At 61.6% G+C, this 20,594-nt stretch carries 23 protein-coding genes; 14 read left to right on the top strand and 9 right to left on the bottom strand.

Features of this window, described 5'->3' with window-relative positions; genetic code table 11:
- Positions 1–273: 273 nt before the first annotated feature.
- The 9 genes from rnr to BM194_RS14510 all read left to right on the top strand — a co-directional run bounded on the left by rnr (position 274) and on the right by BM194_RS14510 (position 8,362).
- The gene (gene rnr / locus BM194_RS14550) at positions 274–2,712 is read left to right on the top strand and encodes a ribonuclease R (protein WP_092848142.1); all 2,439 of its coding nucleotides are present in this window, start codon (positions 274–276) and stop codon (positions 2,710–2,712) included.
- A complete protein-coding gene (gene rlmB / locus BM194_RS14545; RefSeq protein ID WP_092848139.1) occupies positions 2,709–3,566 on the top strand; it encodes a 23S rRNA (guanosine(2251)-2'-O)-methyltransferase RlmB in 858 nt (285 codons plus the stop codon). The genes rnr and rlmB overlap by 4 nt, the downstream gene beginning before the upstream one ends.
- A 151-nt stretch (positions 3,567–3,717) precedes the next feature.
- A complete protein-coding gene (gene rpsF / locus BM194_RS14540) occupies positions 3,718–4,113 on the top strand; it encodes a 30S ribosomal protein S6 (protein WP_019016910.1) in 396 nt (131 codons plus the stop codon).
- Between the two features lie 24 nt (positions 4,114–4,137).
- Positions 4,138–4,365 carry a 30S ribosomal protein S18 gene (gene rpsR, locus BM194_RS14535; protein ID WP_031382360.1) on the top strand — a complete coding sequence of 76 codons (228 nt, stop codon included), beginning with the start codon at positions 4,138–4,140 and terminating at the stop codon, positions 4,363–4,365.
- 13 nt (positions 4,366–4,378) lie between these two features.
- Entirely contained in the window at positions 4,379–5,230 is an 852-nt protein-coding gene (locus BM194_RS14530) for a YybS family protein (protein ID WP_092848137.1), read from the top strand.
- Positions 5,231–5,245: 15 nt separating this feature from the next.
- Positions 5,246–5,692, top strand: a complete 447-nt coding sequence (rplI, locus tag BM194_RS14525) for a 50S ribosomal protein L9 (RefSeq protein ID WP_092848135.1) — start codon at positions 5,246–5,248, stop codon at positions 5,690–5,692.
- A 170-nt stretch (positions 5,693–5,862) separates the two neighbouring features.
- A complete protein-coding gene (dnaB, locus tag BM194_RS14520; protein ID WP_092848133.1) occupies positions 5,863–7,251 on the top strand; it encodes a replicative DNA helicase in 1,389 nt (462 codons plus the stop codon).
- A 74-nt stretch (positions 7,252–7,325) separates the two neighbouring features.
- The gene (locus BM194_RS14515; protein WP_092848130.1) at positions 7,326–7,622 is read left to right on the top strand and encodes a hypothetical protein; all 297 of its coding nucleotides are present in this window, start codon (positions 7,326–7,328) and stop codon (positions 7,620–7,622) included.
- A gap of 437 nt (positions 7,623–8,059) precedes the next feature.
- Positions 8,060–8,362, top strand: coding sequence for a DUF6482 family protein (locus BM194_RS14510; protein ID WP_092848127.1), 303 nt, complete (start codon positions 8,060–8,062; stop codon positions 8,360–8,362).
- Between the two features lie 11 nt (positions 8,363–8,373).
- On the opposite strand, the gene BM194_RS14505 is transcribed toward BM194_RS14510, so the two are convergent.
- Positions 8,374–8,754, bottom strand: coding sequence for a thiol-disulfide oxidoreductase DCC family protein (locus BM194_RS14505; protein WP_092848125.1), 381 nt, complete (start codon positions 8,752–8,754; stop codon positions 8,374–8,376).
- 167 nt (positions 8,755–8,921) lie between these two features.
- Here BM194_RS14505 and hemH point away from each other — a divergent pair, with 167 nt between their 5' ends.
- Positions 8,922–9,911, top strand: coding sequence for a ferrochelatase (gene hemH / locus BM194_RS14500; protein WP_092848123.1), 990 nt, complete (start codon positions 8,922–8,924; stop codon positions 9,909–9,911).
- A 21-nt stretch (positions 9,912–9,932) separates the two neighbouring features.
- Here hemH and BM194_RS14495 read toward each other — a convergent pair whose 3' ends face one another.
- The 7 genes from BM194_RS14495 to BM194_RS20655 all read right to left on the bottom strand — a co-directional run bounded on the left by BM194_RS14495 (position 9,933) and on the right by BM194_RS20655 (position 16,015).
- Entirely contained in the window at positions 9,933–10,328 is a 396-nt protein-coding gene (locus BM194_RS14495) for a Na+/H+ antiporter subunit G (RefSeq protein WP_092848121.1), read from the bottom strand.
- A gap of 10 nt (positions 10,329–10,338) precedes the next feature.
- The gene (locus tag BM194_RS14490; RefSeq protein ID WP_092848119.1) at positions 10,339–10,608 is read right to left on the bottom strand and encodes a K+/H+ antiporter subunit F; all 270 of its coding nucleotides are present in this window, start codon (positions 10,606–10,608) and stop codon (positions 10,339–10,341) included.
- Positions 10,602–11,099 carry a Na+/H+ antiporter subunit E gene (locus BM194_RS14485; protein ID WP_092848116.1) on the bottom strand — a complete coding sequence of 166 codons (498 nt, stop codon included), beginning with the start codon at positions 11,097–11,099 and terminating at the stop codon, positions 10,602–10,604. The genes BM194_RS14490 and BM194_RS14485 overlap by 7 nt, the downstream gene beginning before the upstream one ends.
- Positions 11,096–12,616, bottom strand: a complete 1,521-nt coding sequence (locus tag BM194_RS14480; protein ID WP_092848113.1) for a monovalent cation/H+ antiporter subunit D — start codon at positions 12,614–12,616, stop codon at positions 11,096–11,098. Before BM194_RS14480 ends, BM194_RS14485 begins: the two co-directional genes overlap by 4 nt.
- Positions 12,613–12,963, bottom strand: a complete 351-nt coding sequence (locus BM194_RS14475; RefSeq protein ID WP_092848110.1) for a Na+/H+ antiporter subunit C — start codon at positions 12,961–12,963, stop codon at positions 12,613–12,615. The genes BM194_RS14480 and BM194_RS14475 overlap by 4 nt, the downstream gene beginning before the upstream one ends.
- Positions 12,963–15,761, bottom strand: coding sequence for a monovalent cation/H+ antiporter subunit A (locus BM194_RS14470; protein ID WP_092848107.1), 2,799 nt, complete (start codon positions 15,759–15,761; stop codon positions 12,963–12,965). The genes BM194_RS14475 and BM194_RS14470 overlap by 1 nt, the downstream gene beginning before the upstream one ends.
- A gap of 95 nt (positions 15,762–15,856) precedes the next feature.
- Positions 15,857–16,015: a hypothetical protein gene (locus BM194_RS20655; protein WP_166671072.1), complete on the bottom strand. Its 159-nt coding sequence runs from the start codon at positions 16,013–16,015 to the stop codon at positions 15,857–15,859.
- A gap of 257 nt (positions 16,016–16,272) precedes the next feature.
- Between BM194_RS20655 and BM194_RS14465 the strand changes: the two genes are divergently transcribed.
- The 3 genes from BM194_RS14465 (at position 16,273) to BM194_RS14455 (ending at position 19,227) form a co-directional block, all read left to right on the top strand.
- Positions 16,273–16,737 (top strand): DUF3429 domain-containing protein, encoded by a 465-nt coding sequence (locus tag BM194_RS14465; protein WP_092848104.1) that lies wholly within the window; start codon positions 16,273–16,275, stop codon positions 16,735–16,737.
- 83 nt (positions 16,738–16,820) lie between these two features.
- Positions 16,821–18,113 carry a lytic murein transglycosylase gene (locus tag BM194_RS14460; protein WP_092848101.1) on the top strand — a complete coding sequence of 431 codons (1,293 nt, stop codon included), beginning with the start codon at positions 16,821–16,823 and terminating at the stop codon, positions 18,111–18,113.
- Between the two features lie 70 nt (positions 18,114–18,183).
- Positions 18,184–19,227, top strand: coding sequence for a DUF748 domain-containing protein (locus tag BM194_RS14455; protein ID WP_092848098.1), 1,044 nt, complete (start codon positions 18,184–18,186; stop codon positions 19,225–19,227).
- Between the two features lie 16 nt (positions 19,228–19,243).
- On the opposite strand, the gene BM194_RS14450 is transcribed toward BM194_RS14455, so the two are convergent.
- The gene (locus BM194_RS14450; RefSeq protein WP_092848095.1) at positions 19,244–19,957 is read right to left on the bottom strand and encodes a 16S rRNA (uracil(1498)-N(3))-methyltransferase; all 714 of its coding nucleotides are present in this window, start codon (positions 19,955–19,957) and stop codon (positions 19,244–19,246) included.
- 117 nt (positions 19,958–20,074) lie between these two features.
- On the opposite strand from BM194_RS14450, the gene phaR reads away from it, so the two are divergent.
- The gene (phaR, locus tag BM194_RS14445; protein ID WP_092848092.1) at positions 20,075–20,530 is read left to right on the top strand and encodes a polyhydroxyalkanoate synthesis repressor PhaR; all 456 of its coding nucleotides are present in this window, start codon (positions 20,075–20,077) and stop codon (positions 20,528–20,530) included.
- Positions 20,531–20,594: the final 64 nt, after the last annotated feature.

Raw genomic sequence — 20,594 nt, 5'->3', positions numbered from 1 at the left:
AGAGGACTTGAACCTCCACGTCCGTAAGGACACTAGCACCTGAAGCTAGCGCGTCTACCAATTCCGCCATCTGGGCAAGTGGCCACGCATCTTACCGATTCTGTGCGGGATTGCAATAGGTGAAGCGGGGCGGGAACGAGAAAAAACGGGGTGGGGCGTACATGGTTGGGTCGTCAACCTCAGGGCGTTATACTGCGGGCATGATCGACTGCCACCAATCCGCTCCACGCCCGCTGCCGCTCGCCCATTCTATCTACAAGGAAGCACCATAAGATGAATCATTGGACGTTAAGCGACGATCCGAACGCGGAACGTGAAGCTCACAAATATGACAAGCCGGTGCCCAGCCGGGAATATCTGCTTGCCCGGCTGGAAGAGTACGGCAAACCTGTCACGCACGAGAACATGAGCCGCATGCTGGGCCTCGAGGATGAGGACCAAATGGAAGCGGTGCGTCGCCGCCTGGCGGCCATGGAGCGCGACGGGCAGGTGCTGCGCAACCGGCGCGGAGCCTATGCCCTGATCGACAAGCTCGACCTCATCAAGGGGAAGGTGCTCGGGCACCGCGACGGTATCGGCTTCTTGATCCGTGACGATGGCAAGAAGCCCGACCTGGTGATTCCACCCCGCCAGATGCGCCGCGTATTCCACGGTGACCATGTACTGGTGCGAATCAGCGGGCGAGACCGTCGCGGGCGCGACGAGGCCACCATCGTCGAGGTGCTGGCCCGCAACACCCAGACCCTAGTGGGGATATATCGCGAGCGTTCCAGCGAGTTCGGGCTGCTGATCCCCGAGAACTCGCGCATCGCCCAGGAAATCATCATTCCCAGCAGTGCCACGGGAGGCGCCCGTGACGGTCAGATCGTCTCGGTGCGCATCACCCAGCAGCCCGAGACGCGTATCCAGCCGACCGGTGAGGTGGTGGAGGTGCTTGGCGAGCGCATGGACCCGGGGATGGAGATCGATATCGCCATCCGTAGCCATGACATTCCCGCCGAGTTCCCGCCCGAGGTCGAGGCCGAGATTGCCGGCATGTCGGCGGAGGTCGTCGAGGGTGACAAACGCCATCGTATCGATCTGCGTGACGTTCCGCTGGTGACCATCGACGGCGAGGATGCCAAGGACTTCGACGATGCCGTCTGCGCCTGGAAGACGAAGTCGGGAAGCTGGAAGCTGATCGTGGCGATTGCCGATGTGTCGCACTATGTACGACCAGGGACGGCCCTGGACGAGGAGGCGCATGTCCGGGGCAACTCGGTCTACTTCCCGGGTCAGGTCGTGCCGATGCTGCCGGAGCTGCTCTCCAACGGCCTGTGTTCGCTCAATCCCGAGGTCGACCGTCTGACCCTTGTCTGCGAGATGAACATCTCCAAGACTGGCGCCATCAGTCGTTACAAGTTCTACGAGGCGGTTATGCGCTCGCATGCGCGCCTGACCTACACCCAGGTCGGCGAAATGCTGCAGTCGCCGGATAGCGAGGAGGGTCGTGAGCTATGCGATCGTTACGCCTCGTTGCTGCCGTCGCTGAAGAACCTGCATTCACTCTACAAGCTGTTGAGAGAGTCGCGCGAGGAGCGTGGGGCGATTGACTTCGAGACCACCGAGACGCAGATCCTGTTCAATAGCGAGCGCAAGATCGAGACCATCGTGCCGCGGTCGCGCAACGATGCTCACAAGCTCATCGAGGAGTGCATGCTGGCGGCCAACGTGGCCACCGCGCGGTTCCTCGACAAGCACGACCTTCCGGCACTGTATCGTATCCACGAGCCGCCGGCGGCCGAGCGCCTCGATAAGCTGCGCCTGTTCCTCAATGAGCTGGGGCTGACGCTGGGCGGCGGCGACGATCCGACGCCGCAGGACTATCAGCGCCTGCGCGAGGTCATCAAGGACCGGCCCGACGCCGACATCATCCAGACGGTGATGCTGCGCTCGATGAGTCAGGCGGTCTATTCGCCGCACAACGAAGGTCACTTCGGGCTGGCTTACCAGGCCTATGCGCACTTCACCTCGCCGATCCGGCGCTATCCGGACCTGCTGGTGCATCGTGCGATTCGCTCGGTCATTCGCGGGCCACGGCAAACAGCCACCGTGCAGCGTGCCGAGGGTGCGCCGGTGGAAAAGCCGAGCACGTGGTGTCCGTATACCTTCGAGCAGATGGTCGAGCTCGGCGAACATTGCTCGATGACCGAGCGCCGCGCCGACGATGCCACGCGCGATGTCACCGACTGGCTCAAGTGCGAGTTCATGTCCGACAAGGTGGGCGACGTCTTCGAGGGCACCATCGCCTCGGTCACCCAGTTCGGTATCTTTGTGCGCCTCGATAACGTTTACGTCGAGGGGCTTGTCCACGTGACGTCGTTGCCTTCCGATTACTACCACTACGAGCCCGAGAAACATCGCCTCAAGGGCGAACGTGGGGGGATCTCCTACCGCCTGGGCGATGGCGTCACGGTGCAGGTGGCGCGTGTCGATCTCGACGAGCGCAAGATCGATTTCGATCTGGTCGGCGAAATGCCGCGCAAGCAGCGCCAGCCACGCAAGCCCAAGGCCGGTTTCGAGAGCGGACACGACGACAAGAGCGGCAAGGACGATAAAGGCCAGAAGCGTCCACGGCGTCGCCGACCCAGGTCCGGTCGCAAGGAGCGCGAACAGCAGCGCAGCAGTGGCAAGTCCCGGCGTGGTGGCAAGTCGAGCGGGGAGCGCTCATGAGTCGTGGCGGCTCTACGCGCTCGCGCCATAAATCCCAGGCCGGGCGTGGCAAGCCGAATCCGTCCCGGCGGACGCCGACGATCAGCGTGCCGGGCGGGCTGGATAGCGTCTTCGGTGTGCATGCCGTACGTGCCCTGTTGGAGCGGGGGGAGGCCCCGCGTGAGCTGTGGATTCAGGAAGGGCAGGCCGGCTCTCGCCTGGAAACACTGGTTGCGCAGGCCCGGGACGCTGGGGCTCGGCTGGTGGCGCAGCCGCGTGAAGTCCTCGACGAACTGGCAGGCGACGCGGCGCACCAGGGCGTCATTGCCTTTTGTCTGCCATTGACGGCGCAGAGCGAAGAAGCCCTGATGCTGCGCCTGGGAGGCTGGCAGCGGCCCGAGCCGCCGTTGCTGCTGATCCTCGATGGCGTGACTGATGTGCATAATTTCGGCGCTTGCCTGCGCAGCGCAGATGCCGCCGGTGCCCATGGCGTGATCATTCCCAAGGACAAGGCCGCCCCGCTCAATGCCACGGTGCGTAAGGTGGCCTGTGGCGCCGCCGAGAGCGTGCCGGTCTATCAGGTCACTAATCTGGCGCGTGCCATGCAGCGGCTCAAGGATGCCGGTGTCTGGATCACCGGCACCGCAGGCGAGGCCGAGGCTGGGCTGTTCGAGGCCGATTTCACCGGGGCATGCGCTCTGGTGATGGGCGCGGAAGGCAAGGGTATGCGTCGCCTGACGCGTGAAGCCTGCGATGGCCTGGTCAAACTGCCCATGGCCGGTAGTGTGTCGAGCCTCAACGTGTCCGTGGCCACTGGTATCTGTCTTTACGAGGTCGTCCGCCAGCGCCACCAGGCACACCCCACTGCCAAGTGATCAGGTCGGCCGGGATTTCTTGCAAGCTCGGGGCGCGATCACTACAATTGTGCGGTTCTTTGAACACCCTCACCCAGTAAATCACGACTCCTTGCTTCCCCTTGGTGGAATTTGCCGCCATCCGGAAGCTGTCAAACCGTAAGGAGACACCATGCGTCATTACGAAATCGTGTTCATGGTCCATCCGGATCAGAGCGAGCAGGTGCCGGCAATGGTCGAGCGCTATACCGGCATCGTCACCGAAAACGGTGGCACCGTGCATCGTCTCGAGGATTGGGGCCGCCGTCACCTGGCCTACCCGATCAACAAGATCCACAAGGCCCACTATGTGCTGATGAACATCGAATGCCGCGGCGAGACGCTCGAAGAGATCGAGAACATCTTCCGCTTCAACGATGCCATCATCCGTAGCCTGGTCGTGCGCTGCAAGGAAGCCGTCACCGAAGCTTCTCCGATGATGAAGCAGGCTGACGACAAGCGTCCGCGTCGCGAAGAGCGCCCCGAGCGTCCGCGTTCCGAGCGCTCCGAAACCGCCGAAGCCAGCTAATTCGCACACCCAGGAGGATAATCCATGGCACGCTTCTTCCGTCGCCGCAAGTTTTGCCGCTTCACTGCCGAAGGCGTGAAGTACATCGATTACAAGGATATCGATACCCTCAAGGCGTACATCACCGAGACCGGCAAGATCGTCCCGAGCCGCATCACCGGCACGCGAGCGCGCTACCAGCGTCAGCTCTCCACTGCCATCAAGCGCGCTCGCTACCTGGCGCTGCTGCCCTACACCGACAGCCACCAGTAAGCCGTATCGCGTGATGCTGCCTCTGGCTCGCTGGGTAATGCGTGGCACGCCGCAGGCTGCGGGTGCCGCTGCCCTTGCCGCCATCATACCCTGGCTGTTCTGGTTCAGTGCTGCCGTGGCCGCCCTGGTAACTCTGCGTCGTGGTTTGGGGCCGGCCATGCCGGTGATCGTCGCCGCTGCACTGCCGACCGGCTGGTGGTGGATGCAGGGCGACACGATCCCGCTGGCCAGCCTGCTGCTGGTAACCCTGATGGCTACCGTGCTGCGTTCGCGCGTGCGCTGGAGCGAGACACTGATCGTCGGTGCCCTGGTAGGGGCAGTGATGGTCCAGTTGGGCATCTTTCTGCCTCCGGGCGGGGCGGAGCCGCTGCTCGTCCAGTTGCGCCAGTCCTCGCCCGAGATCGAGCGCATGCTCGCCGATCTCACCGAGCAGGGTGTGGCGACCGAGCGATTGGCCGCTCTGCTGATAGGCGGAGTGACCGGGTTGATCGTCATGTTGGCCTCGGTGGCCTGCCTGGCGTTGGCTCGCAGTTGGCAGGCCGGGTTGTACAATCCCGGCGGCTTTCGGGACGAGTTCCATGCCTTGCGTCTGTCGGGGCGGGAACTGATTCTGCTGGTCGTCCTGGTGGTGCTGGGCATGGTCTTTGCGCTGCCAGCGCTGACCATGCTGGCCTGGGTTCCGCTGCTGGTGAGCGGCGTCGCGCTGATACACGGACTGATCGGTCTCAAGGGGATGAACGGGCTGTGGTTGGTGGCCTTCTATGTGCTGCTGCTGACTACTTGGCCCATGATTCTGATTGTGCTGCTGCTGGGTTTCATCGATTCCTTTGCGGATTTCCGCGGCCGATTGGCCCGCAGCCAATGACAAGAGGTTAACGAGATGGAAGTCATTCTGCTCGACAATATCGGTAAGCTGGGTGGTCTGGGTGACAAGGTCACCGTCAAGCCCGGTTATGGCCGCAACTATCTGGTTCCCTACGGCCTGGCCGTGCCGGCAACCAAGGATAATGTGGAAGCCTTCGAAGCGCAGCGCGCCGAGCTTGAAGCTCAGGCGGCCGAGCGCAAGAGCGAAGCCGAAGCCCGTGCCGAACAGCTCAATGACATTGAGCTGTCGCTGGTGGCCAAGGCAGGCGACGAAGGCAAGCTGTTCGGCTCCATCGGTCCACGTGATCTGGCCGACGCCCTTGCCCAGGCCGGTATTGATGTGGCCAAGAGCGAAGTGCGCATGCCGGAAGGCCCGATCCGCGCCACTGGCGAATACGACATTCAGCTGCACCTGCACGCGGAAGTCGACGCCACCATCCGGATCGTGGTCGTGGCCGAATAAGCCGCACATTGCGATACCCAACGCGGCAGCCTCGGCTGCCGCGTTTTTTTATGGCCGAACAAGCGTGATTTTCGGAGCGTTTCATCGCTACGGTGGCATGAGGCGATGAGGTAGAATGACGCTACCGTATTCACGGTCCCTGCAGGCTATTCATCCCGGCGGAACATCCCATGAGTGACACGCTCGAACTCGACCAGGAAACTGCGGCGCTGAAGGTACCGCCGCATTCATTGGAGGCCGAACAGTCGGTGCTGGGCGGGCTGATGCTCGATAACGACGCCTGGGATACGGTGTCCGAGCGGCTGGTGGCGGACGATTTCTATCGCTACGAGCATCGCCTGGTCTTCAATGCCATGACCCAACTGGCCGAAGCGGCGCATCCGCTGGATGTGGTCACCCTGTCCGAGGCCCTGGAGTCGCGAGACCAGCTCGAGACCGTGGGAGGCCTGGCCTACCTGGCGGAACTGGCACGCAACACGCCCTCGGCCGGCAACATTCGGGCCTATGCCGATATCGTTCGCGAGCGTGCCACGCTGCGCAAGTTGATTCAGGCCGCCAATCAGATCGCCGAAGGCGCCTTCAGCCCCCAAGGGAGGCCGGCCGACGAACTGGTCAACGAGGCCGAGCGACTGGTTTTCCAGATCAGCGAATCGCGCCCCAAGTCGGGTGGTCCCATCGGGATGAGCCAGTTGCTGTCCAAGGCCGTGGATCGCATCGACGAGTTGTTCAACATGCAGGGCCAAATGACCGGTCTGTCCTCGGGCTTTCGCGACCTCGACGACATGACCTCGGGCCTGCAGCCCTCGGATCTGGTGATCATTGCCGGGCGTCCCTCCATGGGCAAGACCACCTTCGCGATGAACCTCGTCGAACATGCCGTGATCTCCAGCGACAAGCCGGTGATGGTGTTCTCGATGGAGATGCCCGCCGAATCGCTGATGCTGCGCATGCTCTCCTCGCTGGGTCGGATCGACCAGACGCGAGTGCGTACAGGGCAGCTGGAGGACGAGGACTGGCCGCGTCTGACGTCGGCGGTCAATCTGCTCAAGGACAAGCAGCTTTTCATCGACGATACGGCGGCGCTGTCGCCCAACGAAATGCGCTCGCGCATTCGGCGTATCGTGCGCGAAAACGGTAATATCGGGTTGATCATGATCGATTATCTGCAGCTGATGCAGATTCCCGGTTTTTCCGAGAACCGTACCGGTGAAATCTCCGAAATCTCGCGTTCATTGAAAGGCCTGGCCAAGGAATTCGGGTGTCCGGTCATCGCGTTGTCGCAGCTCAACCGCTCGCTGGAGCAGCGCCCCAACAAGCGCCCGGTCATGTCGGACCTGCGCGAGTCGGGTGCCATCGAGCAGGATGCCGACCTGATTGCCTTCGTCTATCGTGACGAGGTCTATAATCCGGACAATCCCGACAACAAGGGGCTGGCCGAGCTGATCATCGGCAAGCAGCGAAACGGGCCAATCGGCACCGTGCATATGGCTTTCATCGGCAAGTACACGCGTTTCGAGGACCTGGCGCCGGACAGTTATGGTCAACACTTCGGCGAGTGATCCACTTGAGACTGTCACGGGGCGCCGTATAATGCCGTCCCTCCAGACAGGCCATGACGACGATAGGAGGCACCATGGCGGGCGGTTTTCGTGGCAAGCACAAGCGTACCCCAAAGCTCGAGGCACGTGGCACATTGGAAAGCGTGGATCGCGAGGGGCCATTCAAGGAGTGGCTGGGCATGCCGGATCTGTATCGCTACAGCCTGGTGGTCGACGGCGAGACCTACAGCTATCAGACTGAGGATGCCGAGTTGCCGGTAAGCGTGGGCGACTATGTGGTATTCCGCTACAAGGAGACCAAGGCTGGCAAATGGGTCGATCGCAACTCGCTGGGTGTGGCCATCGATCCCTCGACCTTTCAGCGTGACTGAACGGCTGTCATCACACTGACATCATGACCGGGCATAACGTGTGGCATGAGAAAGACTGCCGGCCATGCGAATCCTCCCTCCATCGAGACGATCGGCCCCGAGCGTCTCGATGTGTGTTTGCCGTTTCATTGCCACAAGGCACGGCGAGCGAGCCATTCCTGTCTCGATCCGGCTTCCCAGGCTGAGCCCATTGTTATCCGCTCTGCAATGAACCGTTTTCCATCCCAAAAGATGGTTTTATCAGAGCATGGGGTAGCGAGGCGTCTGCTACAGTTGATTACAGAGTTTCCATCAAATTACGAGTAGTCACGCGATGGCGAACTCGTTCGATCGAAAACGGTCACAGAGGCGACGTCGAATGGACATGACGTTGTCATCGGGCAAGGGCCAGGCTGGGCCCAGCCAATCATTCCAAGAGATTTTCCCAGGAGGGGAGCATGAACTTTAATGAACTCAAGCAGTTTGCAGATCACCACGACAATTACGAGATTCGTATCATCAGCCATGCAGGCAGCAATTTTTACCAGATCGAGCTGGAAGATGTAGAAGGTGGGCGCCACCTGTTGATGCGCCAGGGCAAACCAGTGCTGTTCCGCTCACTGGACGATGCCTACCTGGAACTCAAGCGGGCCGGCATTCATCGCGCGTATCTCGTGCAGTTCGTGGCTCATGACGAGATGATTGGCCATGAAGCCAACTATCACGAGCCATTGACCTCGCGCATGCCGCTGGTCTTCTGATTCTTCATTCATTAATTGCGGTCAATCCATCGTCCGATGCGATTACGCCGCCTCGCCACTGCTAGATACAGCCTGTCGAGCGTCATGTTCAGCCCCGGCAGGCTGGATATCCTTGCCCACCAGCGATAACCCAGCACAGCGTACAGTGCGCGTGTCGAGTCCATCCCCGAGTACCAGCGGCCTTCGCCATCGAGCGCGAACAGGCGGCCCATCAGCTCGTTGCAGGTGCGGCCCCACGGCGCAGGATCGAACCCTTGGGCGCGAATATCAATGAAGCGAACGCAGTCCTGTCGTCGCTGACGCTTGACCCAGGCGACCTGACGCCGGCATAGCGGGCATCCGCCATCGTAGAACAGCATGATCGGGGCACGCGCATCGAGTGGAGAGGGCATGAGCGCTCCGGTTATCGTGTTAGTCGACCAGAAATGATGTCACGTGAGCGTATTAAAAACTTGTCCAACCATTATGCAAATCTTGTTGATAGCATAACTTTATTCACGTTAGACACGGCTCGCTTGGTAAACTTCCCTGCACATGAAGTGTAGCGAGGAGATGAGTGATGACGACTGCCCGATTCGGTGTATTGCTGGCCAACCTGGGTACCCCCGATGCACCGACACCCGAGGCAGTGCGCCGCTACCTTGCCGAGTTCCTGTGGGACGAGCGGGTGGTCGATGCGCCGCGTCCATTGTGGTGGCTGATCCTGAACGGCTTCATCCTGCGCACGCGCCCCGCACGGGTCGCCAAAGGTTACGAATCCATCTGGATGGACGAAGGCTCGCCATTACTGGTCTTCGGACGCTTGCAGCAGCAGGCGCTCAAGGCGAGCCTGGCCGAACACTTCGGCGAACAGGTTCCCGTGGAACTGGCCATGACCTATGGCGAGCCGAGCATGGAAACCGCCGGCAAGGCGCTGCGCGATGCCGGTGTCGATCGCATTCTGGTGCTGCCGTTGTATCCGCAATTCTCACGCTCGACGACCGCTGCCGTGTTCGATCGCTTGGCGCAGGCACTCAAGCCATGTCCGCACCTGCCGGAACTGCGCCTGATTCGTGACTATCACGACCATCCGGCCTATATTGATGCGTTGGCCAACAGTGTACGTGACCACTGGGCGCGTCATGGTGGCGAGCGGGGTAAACTGCTGATGTCCTATCATGGCATTCCCCAGCGCTATGCCGATAACGGCGACCCCTACCCCCGGCACTGCGAAACCACTAGCCGCCTGGTTGCCGAGGCACTGGGACTTGGTGATGACGAGTGGTTCATGAGTTACCAGTCACGGTTCGGGCGCGAGGAATGGCTGAAACCCTATACCGATGAAACGCTTAAGTCCTGGGGACGCGACGGAGTGGAGCATGTCGACATCATGAGCCCCGCATTCGCCGCTGACTGCCTCGAGACGCTTGAGGAGCTGGAGGTGGAGAACCGCGACAACTTCGTGAATGCCGGTGGCAAGGTCTACCGCTACATTCCAGCCCTCAACGACCGCGCCGATCACATCGCGCTGCTGACCAGCTTGGTCGAGACGCACACGCAAGGCTGGTGAGCAGCGCACCCGCCTCCGGGCTCAGGGGGCGGGTGTGGATGAGGGCGTGCCAGTGTCGGGGTCTTCCAGTTCCTCGTCGAACTCCTCGGGGTGCCCCTGGGTGCGATCATGATGGGGCAGCTTCTGGTGCAGGGCGCACTTGGCCAGCATGTGGGCCGAGACCGGCGCCGTCACGAACAGGAAAATGGTGATCAGCAGTTCCTGCAGGCTGAGCGTATGATTGGTCAGGCTGAAATAGATCATTGAGCCGATCAATGAGCATCCCACCCCAAGTGTCGTGGTTTTCGACGGACCATGCAGGCGCATGTAGAAATCCTGCAGGCGGGCCAGCCCGAGCGAGCCAATGAGGGCGAACGTCCCGCCCGCCACCAGAAAGAAGGCAATGACAGCCTCCATCACGGTATAAAAGCCGATCATGCGTTCCCCCTTATTCGATGATATCGCCGCGCAGCAAATATTTACTGACCGCCACCGTACTGATGAAACCGAGCATGGCAATCAGCAGGGCCGCCTCGAAGTAGGTCTTCGAGTTGAGCCAGATGCAGAACAGAACGATCAGACCGATCGAATTCACGTACATTGTATCCAGCGCCAGGATGCGATCCGGCAGGCTGGGGCCGACTGCGAGACGGTAAACGTTGAGCAGGATCGCTGCCACGAACAGGATCAGGCTGATCCAAAGTGCCGTATCTAGCATTCGAAGATCTCCTTGAGCGGCCGTTCGTAGCGCTCGTGAATTTCTTTGATCAGCGCATCGGGGTCGTCCACGTCGAGGGTGTGGATGAGCAGGCTCTTGCCATCGAGGCGCAGGTGGGCCGATACCGTGCCAGGTGTCAATGTGATGGTGCTGGCCAGGATGGTGATCGTGAAATATTCCTTGAGCTCCAGCGGATAGACCACGAATGCCGGGTTGGGACGCCGACGTGGGTCGACGATGATCCGCGATACCTGCAGGTTGGCAATCACGATATCGACCAGAACACGCAGGTAGTAGCGCAGCAGCAGAAAAGGGCGCTTGAGATAGGGCTGAGGTTCCCAGAACGGATGAATCACAATGGGAATCACGATGGCCAGGAAGCCGCCCAGCAGCCACTGGCCGAAAGCCACGCTCTGCTGCAGCAGCAGCCAGACGATGAGCAGCAGCACCGACAGCAGCGGAATGGGGAGCCAGGAACGAGAGCGAATCATGCGTCACCTCCTGCGGTATCGGCGGGCAGAATGGCCTGGATATAACGCTGTGTGTCGCTGAGCTGGGCGGCGGTCGCCTCGGTGAATTCCGCCACCGGGCCGGCCAGCAGCGAGATCAGCGGCGATGCGCCGATCAGCAATACCATGGCAACACCTCGCAGGGCTCCCATCGTTTCGCTGGTTTCCTCCTTGCGATTGGCCCGCCAGAACACGGTCGATCCTGCACGGCTCAGGGCGACGACCGACACCAGGCTACTGCCTAGCAGGATGGCCCACAGCCAGACCTTGTACTCCGGGGCATTGGCCGACTGCATCAGCAACGTCTTGCCGATCGCTCCGGACAGGGGCGGCATACCGATCACCGCCATGGCTCCGACGAAGAACAGCACGCCCAAAGGTGCCACCTGCGTTACCGCCCGCGAACGGACGATACGCGCACCCGCCTTGCCGCGCTGTCGCGCGATGACATCGGCAAGCAGGAACAGGCCACCAGTCACCAGTGTGGTGTGGATCAGGTAATAAAGCAGGGCACTGGTTGCCTGCTGGGTATTGATGCCGATCCCGGCCAGCAGCGTACCTATCGAGATCAAGATCAGATAAGACACCTGGGTGCGCAGGTCACGAGCGGCGAGCACACCCACCGAGCCAAGGACCAGCGTGGCCAGGCCCAGCCACCATGCCCAGGGCTGGGCAATGTCGGCCAGCACGCCGGCCTGAGTACCGAAGATCAGGGTATAGATCCGCAGGATACCGTAGATGCCGACCTTGCTCATGATCACGAACAGCGCAGCCACCGGCGCCGGGGCGGCGGCATAGGCACGTGGCAGCCAGAAATAGAGCGGCAGCATGGCGGCCTTGAGACCGAATACCACCAGTAGCAGCATGGCGCCGACCTGGGCGATGCTGGCCTGCGAGGCCTCGAGCATGGGGATGCGCTGTGCCATGTCCGCCATGTTCAGCGTACCGGTTACGCCGTAAAGCGTGCCAACGGCGATCAGGAACAGAGCCGACCCTGCCAGGTTGAGGGCCACATAGTGAAAGCTCGAATGAATGCGCGTCTTGCCACCGCCGTGAATCAGCAGCGCATAGGAAGCGATCAGCAGCACTTCGAAGAACACGAACAGGTTGAACAGGTCGCCGGTCAGGAAGGCCCCGTTGACGCCCATCAGCTGCAACTGGAACAGGCCGTGAAAGTTCGAGCCCTGTTCATCGTCACCGGCACAGGCGTAGATGACACTGCCCAGCGCCAGCACGGCGGTCAGCAGTACCATCATTGCCGATAGGCGATCGAGTACCAGAATGATGCCGAACGGCGGTTGCCAGTCGCCCAGTGCGTAATAGCGAACGACGTCATCATTACTTTGTATGAGCAGCAGAATGCCGACGACCACCAGAAGCGAGGTCGACACCATGGCGAAGAGGCGTCGGGGGTGTGTCGCGCCATTGCGGTTCAACAGCATGAACAGGCCGGTGAACATCGGCAGGACAATGGGCAGGATGATCAAGTGCTGCATCATGACTTGCCCTCACGCGACTCGTCGCTACGTGCCATGTTGACATCGTCGCTGCCCAGTTCGCCGCGAACGCGTATGGCAAGGATCACCGAGAATGCCGTCATGGCGAAGCCGATGACGATGGCCGTCAGTACCAGGGCTTGGGGGAGCGGATCGGCATAATGTCCGGCATGCTCCTTGATGACTGCGGCACCGTTCGTGGTCAGTCCGCCGGTAGAGAACAGGAACAGGTTGACGGCGTAGGACAGCAACGTCAGCCCGACGACGACCGGAAAGGTACGTCCGCGTAATGTCAGATAAAGACCGCAGGCAGCGAGGGCGCCGGTCATCGTGGCGTAGAGCGCTTCCATCAAGACTGCTCCTTTTGCTTGGACGGGCGATGAGGCGTGGTGAGCTTGCCCAGGTTAGCCAGGATCATCAGGGTCGCACCGATGACGGTGAAATAGACGCCCAGATCGAAGAGCATGGCCGTGGCCAGCTCCACGTCACCGATCAGCGGAATATGGAAATGTCCGAAGGCCGAGGTCAGGAACGGGTAGCCGAAGAGCCAGCTGCCCAGGCCGGTCAGGGCGGCAATGCCCACCCCAGCCACGGCGATCGGTTGAAACTGGAAGGCCAGGCGTTGCTGGGCCCAGTCGACGCCGCGGGCGATATACATCAGGATCAGTGCCACCGAGGTGACCAGGCCGGCAATGAAGCCGCCCCCGGGGGCGTTGTGGCCACGCAGGAAAATGAAGACCGAGACCAGCAGGGCCAGAGGTAACAAGGTCTGCGAGACGATGGCCAGGATCATCGGGTGGCTGTCGGGTGACCAGGGGCGCCCCTCGAAGTCGCTCGATGGCATGAACAGGCGCAGGCGGTTCAACAGCTTGAATATGCCGATGCCGGCAATGCCCAGTACGGTGATTTCGCCCAGCGTATCGAAACCACGGAAATCCACCAGGATGACGTTGACCACGTTATGGCCACCGCCACCGGGTACGCTGTTATCCAGAAAGAACTGCGATATCGAGTCGATCGGCTGGGTCAGCACCGCATAGTTGAGACTGGCAAGGATTCCGCCGAAGCCGGCCGACAGCAGCACGTCGCGAACGATCCTCAAGCCCGAGGATTCCTTGGGGGTGCGTTGGGGCAGGAAGAACAGTGCCAGCATCAGTAGGATCATGGTCACGACTTCCACGGCCAACTGAGTCAGGGCCAGGTCGGGCGCCGAGAAACGGGCGAAGGCCAGCGAGACCATCAGGCCGACCACCGATAGCATGAGCAACGAGATCAGGCGCTGGCGATGCAGGAACGCCGTGGCCAGGCCGGCAAGGATGGTGATCGCGGCCCCGGCAATCAGCACGCCATCAAGCGGTTGCTGCTGAAGGCTGCCCTGCAAACTGGGGGTAATGACCAGGCTGCCCCCGGCCAGACACAGTACGGTGATCACCAGCCATAGCATGTAGCGCTGCAGCGAGCCGTTTTCCAGCGCCCCCAGGCCCGTCTGGGCAGCGCGCACGATACATTGCATGGTGGCTTCGTAGATGGTCAATGCGTCCAGCGGTTTGAACTGGCGCTGGAAGGCAAACAGATGCTTGCGCAAGGCATATAGCGCAATGCCTCCGCCTAGGGCGATGGCACTCATCAGCAAAGGCAGGTTGAAGCCATGCCAGATGGCCAGATGAAACTCGGGGACCGGGTCGGCAAGGGCGGCGTCGGCAGCGGCATGCAGCAGCGACGTGACGGTGAGGGCCGGTAACAGACCAATAACCACCCCCAGGGTAATCATCAGCAGAGCGGGAGCGCGCATCATCAGCGGAGGTTCGTGTGGTGTCACCTCCAGTGCCTCGGGCGGCCCCATGAAAAAGATGTTGCGCACGAAGCGCAGAGAATAAGCGGCTGAAATCAGGCTGCCCACGGTTGCCAGTACCGGCACCAGCCAGGCAAGACCGCCGAGCAGGTCGGTCTCGAGTGTCTCGGTCAGCATCATTTCCTTGGACAGGTAGCCGTTGAGCAGTGGCACACCAGCCATCGATGCGCCGCCCAGGATGGCCAAGGCCGCGGTTATCGGCATGTAGCGCCGCAGTCCCTTGAGCTTGCGAATGTCCCGTGTGCCGCACTCGTGGTCGACAATGCCCGCGACCATGAACAGCGAGGCCTTGAACAGGGCATGGTTGAGGATGTGAAACAGGCCGGCCAGCGTGGCCATGCGGCTGTCGAGGCCGAACAGCATGGTGATCAGGCCCAGGTGGCTGACCGTGGAATAGGCGAGAATGGCCTTGATGTCGTACTTGATCAAGGCGAAATAGGCGCCGTAGATCAACGTGACGAGCCCGGTCAGGCCGACCAGGTAGAGCCAGAGTTCCGAGCCGGCCAAGGCTGGATGCAGACGCGCCAGAAGGAAGACCCCGGCCTTGACCATGGTCGCCGAATGCAGAAACGCCGATACCGGTGTCGGCGCGGCCATGGCCTGGGGCAGCCAGAACTGGAAAGGGAACTGTGCCGACTTGGTGAAGGCACCGAGCAGCACCAACAGCACGACGGGCAAGTAGCGAGCATCCTGCTGGATGACATCGCGACTCTCGAGCACCGTTTGCATGTCGTAAGACCCCACGATCTGGCCTAGCAACAGCAGGCCGGCGAGCAGGGCCAGGCCACCCATGGCGGTGACGGTCAGCGAGACACGCGCTCCGCGACGCGCATTCGTTTGCGTGTGCCAGAAGCCGATCAGCAGGAACGATGACAGGCTGGTGAGCTCCCAGAACACCCACAGCAGTAGCAGGTTGTCCGCCATCACGATACCCAGCATGGCAGTCAGGAACAGCATCAGGTACGCATAGAAGCGCGGCATGCTGTCATTGGCGGACAGGTAGAAACGGGTATAGGTGATGATCAGCAGGCCGATCCCCAGGATCAGCAGGGCGAACAGCAGCGACAAGCCGTCGAGTCGCAGGGCGAAGTCGAGCCCGAGTTGAGGAATCCAAGGTACCGAATAGGTCAGCACGTTGCCATGCAGCACATCACCGAGATTCGTCATCACCAATCCCAGGGCGACGGCAGGAAGCACGGCTGTGATCAGGGCACACAGGCTGCGCCGGTCATTGGAGCCAAGCAGGGGCACCAGGCTGCCAAGCAAAGGTAGCAGCACGATAAAAAGCAGGGACATGAGCGTCTCACTCTTGTCGTGGGCGTTCCAGCAGTCGCGACGCGCATGGCGCCGTACGGTATTCGATCACAGTTCAGCCGTTAGAGCGGCTTCGATCAAGAGGCGTGGTTGGGCGGGTCGGTGAGAAAGGGGCGCCTGACGGCACGTGGGGCCAGCATCCAGGCCGGCGTACGATCGATGGGCGATGTCACTAGAGTTCCGGCACCGATATGGCGGCGCGCGCGTAACCGACCGCGCGGTAGATGGCCCGTCATGGTGTCTTCTCCTGTCATGGCTTCACGGCGTATCCCCATTTTCAGTGCTAACTGACTGATTTTTCTTTAAAAAGGGGCCGAGTTTTTTCCTGCCGTTTCGAAGTCAGCATCCGACTCTATCATGACCCCCGGCCCCTCGCTAGCAGAAGGCAACGCGAAATAACCCGATTTGCGCTGGTGCCACTGTCGCTAAGCCGCTACAGTATGTAACGTCTTTTCGTTATTTCGTAAGAGCCGGTTGCAAGGATGCACCCCTTATGACAGCTGAAGAAATGCAGCGTGTTCGGCTGCCCCTGTGGCTGGGGCTGGCCGGGCTTGGCCCTTTTCTTGTCTGTGTCGTCAGCGCGTATCTCCTTCCCATGCGCTGGCAAGCGTTGGCCGTTGATGTGTTCGTCATCTATGGCGCCATCGTGTTGTCGTTCCTGGGAGGGGTCCACTGGGGCGTCGCGATCAGCCTGGATCGCAGCGGAACGCGTGACTTCAATGCCCGCCTGCTGGTAAGTATCGTGCCTGGCCTGCTCTCCTGGCCGGCCCTCATGCTCGACTATATCGAAGCGGCGGCGATTCTCATGGTCGGTTTCTGGCTGATAAGGCTCTATGAGCGCCAGCAGGACAGTGCCGAGCGCCTCCCCGGCTGGTATCAGGGGCTAAGGACGCTTCTCAATACCGTGGTTGTGCTGTGTCATCTGGCTATCATTGCCCGTCTGACACTTTTGGGCTGAGGATGGTGCGGTAAAAGGACTAGGCGAACGCCCCGGCTTGGTCCAAGATGGCGCGGTTTCAGTTTTCATGAGTCGTCATCGTTATGCGTCGCCACGCCTGTCTCGTTTCTTCCCTGCTTGCTGCCACGCTACTGGCCAGCGGCTGCCAGTCGGTGGCCGTCGCCACCGACGGCACGTCTACCCAATCGGTTACCAGCCCCTCTCGCTCCGCGTCGGATAACAGCAGGCAGGCACCACCGCCGAGCGAGGCGCGCCAGGATTTTGCTACCTGGATTCGTGAATTCCGTCGTACGGCAAGCCAGCAGGGCATTGATGATGCCACGCTGGTCGCCGCCTTCGCTCCGGTGCGCTATCAACCGCGCATCATCGAGCTCGATCGCTCGCAGCCCGAGTTTACCCGCCAGGTTTGGGATTACCTCGACACCGCCGTTTCCCCGGCGCGGGTGACCCAGGGCCAGGCGCGCCTGGCCGAGCACCGGCGGGTCATCGCAGCGGCTAGCGAGCGCTATGGCGTACCGGCCGAAGTGCTGGTGGCCATTTGGGGGATCGAAAGCAATTACGGCAGCAATTTCGGTAGCTTTTCGACCATTGATGCGCTGGCTACGCTGGGCTATGACGGACGCCGGCCGGATTTTGCCCGCAGCGAGCTGATGTCGGCGCTGCGTATCCTGCAGCGTGGCGATATCGACCGCGACCACATGCGGGGTTCCTGGGCCGGTGCCATGGGGCATACCCAGTTCCTACCCTCGAGTTTCGAAGCCTACGCGCGCGATGCCGACGGCGACGGAAGACGTGACATCTGGGGCAGCATTGCCGATGTCATGGCCTCGACGGCCAACTATCTCGCTCAGGCCGGCTGGCAGCCAGGAGAGCCCTGGGGCAGGGAAGTGCGCCTGCCCCAGGGGTTCGACTATTCCCAGACCGAACTGGACACACGCCGCACCAGTCAGGCCTGGGCGAAGATGGGCGTCCAGCCGGTACGCGGCGATACCTTGCCTGACCTGGCCTCGGCATCGGTGATTGCGCCGGCCGGCGCGCAAGGACCGGCGTTTCTCGTCGGTGACAACTTTCGCACGATCATGCGCTACAACGCCTCGACCAGCTACGCCCTGGCGGTCGCGCTGCTGTCCGAACGCCTGGCGGGAGAGCCAGGGTTGGCCGCGGACTGGCCACGTCATGAGCAGGCACTGTCGCATGCGCAGATCAGGCAGCTCCAGCAGGCGCTGAATGCCAAAGGCTTCGAGGTGGGCAAGCCGGATGGCCTGGTCGGACCGAATACCCGTCGTGGCCTGCGCGCCTATCAGCGCTCATTGGGCATGGTGCCCGACGGCTTCGCTACGCTTTCCCTGTTGCAGCGCCTGACTGGCGAAGAATGAAAGCCCAACTACGTAGTCGAAACCCGCTACGCTAGGAGCAATAGGGCAGTGTTGCGGCAGGCATAGGGACATGGAAAAGCGCCATGCATGGTGGGTGGGGCTGACGTTGATCGTCGTCGCGCTGGTTACCCTGCGCCTGGCGCTGCCCGACCTGGCCAGGAATTACATCAACGATCGCCTGGCCGCGGTGGGCGATTATCGCGGCCAGGTAGCTGACGTCGACATTCACCTGTGGCGTGGCGCCTATGCCATCAGCGGGTTGGAGATCGTCAAGACGACTGGCAACGTGCCGGTACCGTTCGTGCGGGTGGATGCCATCGACTTCTCGGTGAGTTGGCGAGCCCTGTGGCAGGGCGCCATCGTTGCCGAAGCGGCCATCTTCGGTCCCGAGATCAATTTTGTCGATGCCCCCCAGGCGAGTGACAGCCAGTCCGGCGAAGGTACGGATTGGCGGATGGCCATGCAGGACATGGTGCCCATCGATATCAACCGCATCGAAATCGTCGATGGGCGTATTCATTTTCGCAACTTCACCTCGCGCCCGCCGGTCGACCTGGAAGTGTCCGAAATCAATGGCGTGATCACCAATCTCAGCAATGCCGATCGCAGCGAAGGCAGTCGAGTCGCCAGCATCAGTGCTGAAGGCCTGATGCTCAACCAGGCCGCGACCGAGCTGTATGCCAGCCTCGATCCGCTGGGCGACATGCGTGATTTCGACCTGCGATTGCGGGTGACCGCTATCGACCTCACGCGGCTCAATACCCTGACCGAGGCCTACGGACGCTTCGATTTCCAGTCGGGGGCGGGCGACTTCGTCATGGAACTGGAGGCCAGTGATGGACAGCTGCAGGGCTATGCCAAGCCGTTACTCGACAATGTCGAGATTCTCGATCTCGAGGAAGATGCGGAAAAGGGGCCGCTGAGCGCCGCTTGGGAAGCGCTGGTGGCCGGCGCCGGATGGCTGTTCCGCAACCACCCCGAGGATCGCCTGGCGACCCAGGTCGAAATCCGCGGAAACCTCGTCCAGCAGGATATCAGTGCCTGGCAGGCGTTCGTGGCGACCCTGCGCAACGCGTTCGTCGAGGCTTACCAGGCCAATTTCGAACGCGAGTGAATATTGGCGGCTCGGTTCAGAATAGCCTGGCCAGCAACGCCGTCACTGCCGTTTCGACGCGCAGGATGCGTTCGCCGAGGTGGATGCCTTCGCAGCCAGCCTCGAGCAGGCGTTCCACTTCGTAGGGAATGAAGCCGCCTTCCGGGCCGACCAGCAGGAGGCTTGGCGTATCGATGCCGCGAGGGCAGGGCGTGGCCATGCCCGGATGCGCCAGCAGCCCGCGTCGCCCTTTCAGCAAGTCGGGCAGGCTATCTTCGAGGAACGGGCGAAAGCGGGTCGCCAGGGTCACCTCGGGGAGTCGGGTGTCGCGTGCCTGCTCGAGCCCCAGGATAAGGTGCTCGCGGACGCGCTCAGGGGCCAGTTCGGGCGACTGCCAGTAGCTCTTCTCCACGCGGCGTGTGTGCAGCAGCGTGATATGCTTGACTCCCAGTGCCGTGACATGCTCCAAGGTACGTGCCAGCATGCGCGGGCGGGGCAGGGCGAGCACCAGGTGAACCGGCAGGGGAGCCGGGGGCGGCTGGTCGAGCTGCTCGACGACGAAGCAGGCCTCGTCACTCGACAGGTGCAGCAGGCGTCCGCGACCCAGGCCACCATTCTCGACGCCCAGGGTCAGTTCGTCGCCCGGCGCGGCGCGGTGCACCTCGTGCAGGTGGCGCAGGCGGCGTGGGTCGCGTACCCGGGCATGGCCGTCGGCCGCGATATCGTCGGGGTCGAGCAGAATCAGGTTCATGGCGTCTCCAGCGTGCAGGCAGGCATTCTACCCGACGAAAGCCCCGGAGTGTTTGCAAGCCGTCTAGTGCAATGCACAATGCAGACATGCCGAATATAATCGAAGAGGAGCCGCGCCGTGCGCGTGATTCGCAAGTATGCCAACCGCCGACTCTACGATACGCAGCAGAGTCGTTACGTCACACTCGAGGATTTGCGTCGCCTGATCCTCGATGAAGAGCCGTTCCGGGTGGAAGACGCCAAGACCGGCGTGGATCTGACGCGCACTATCCTGCTGTCGATCATCATCGAGCAGGAGCAGGCCGACGGCGATGCCGAAGTGTTTTCCAATGACCTGCTGCAACAGCTGATTCGTGTCTACGCCATGTCGCAACCGCTGCCATTGGCGCGTTATCTGGAGCAGGGCACCCGGCTGATGCTGGAGCAGCAGAAGCGCCTGCAGGATCAGTGGCAGCAGGCCATGCGCCACACGCCCATGGAACTGATGCGCGAGATGGCCGAAGAGAACATGCGTTTCTGGCAGCAGGCCATGATGCGTTCGCCCCTCGACAAGGATGACGACGAGTCCCGCTAGCGGAAAGTGGCCGGCTATCGGGCAGGCGGGACGGGGCGCTTTCTGACATAATGCCGCTCCCTGG

It is taken from the genome of Modicisalibacter xianhensis, assembly GCF_900113605.1.
Lineage (GTDB): Bacteria > Pseudomonadota > Gammaproteobacteria > Pseudomonadales > Halomonadaceae > Modicisalibacter > Modicisalibacter xianhensis.
The sequence above is the reverse complement of the archived record's forward strand: the minus strand, read 5'-3'. Positions and strand labels throughout refer to the sequence as shown.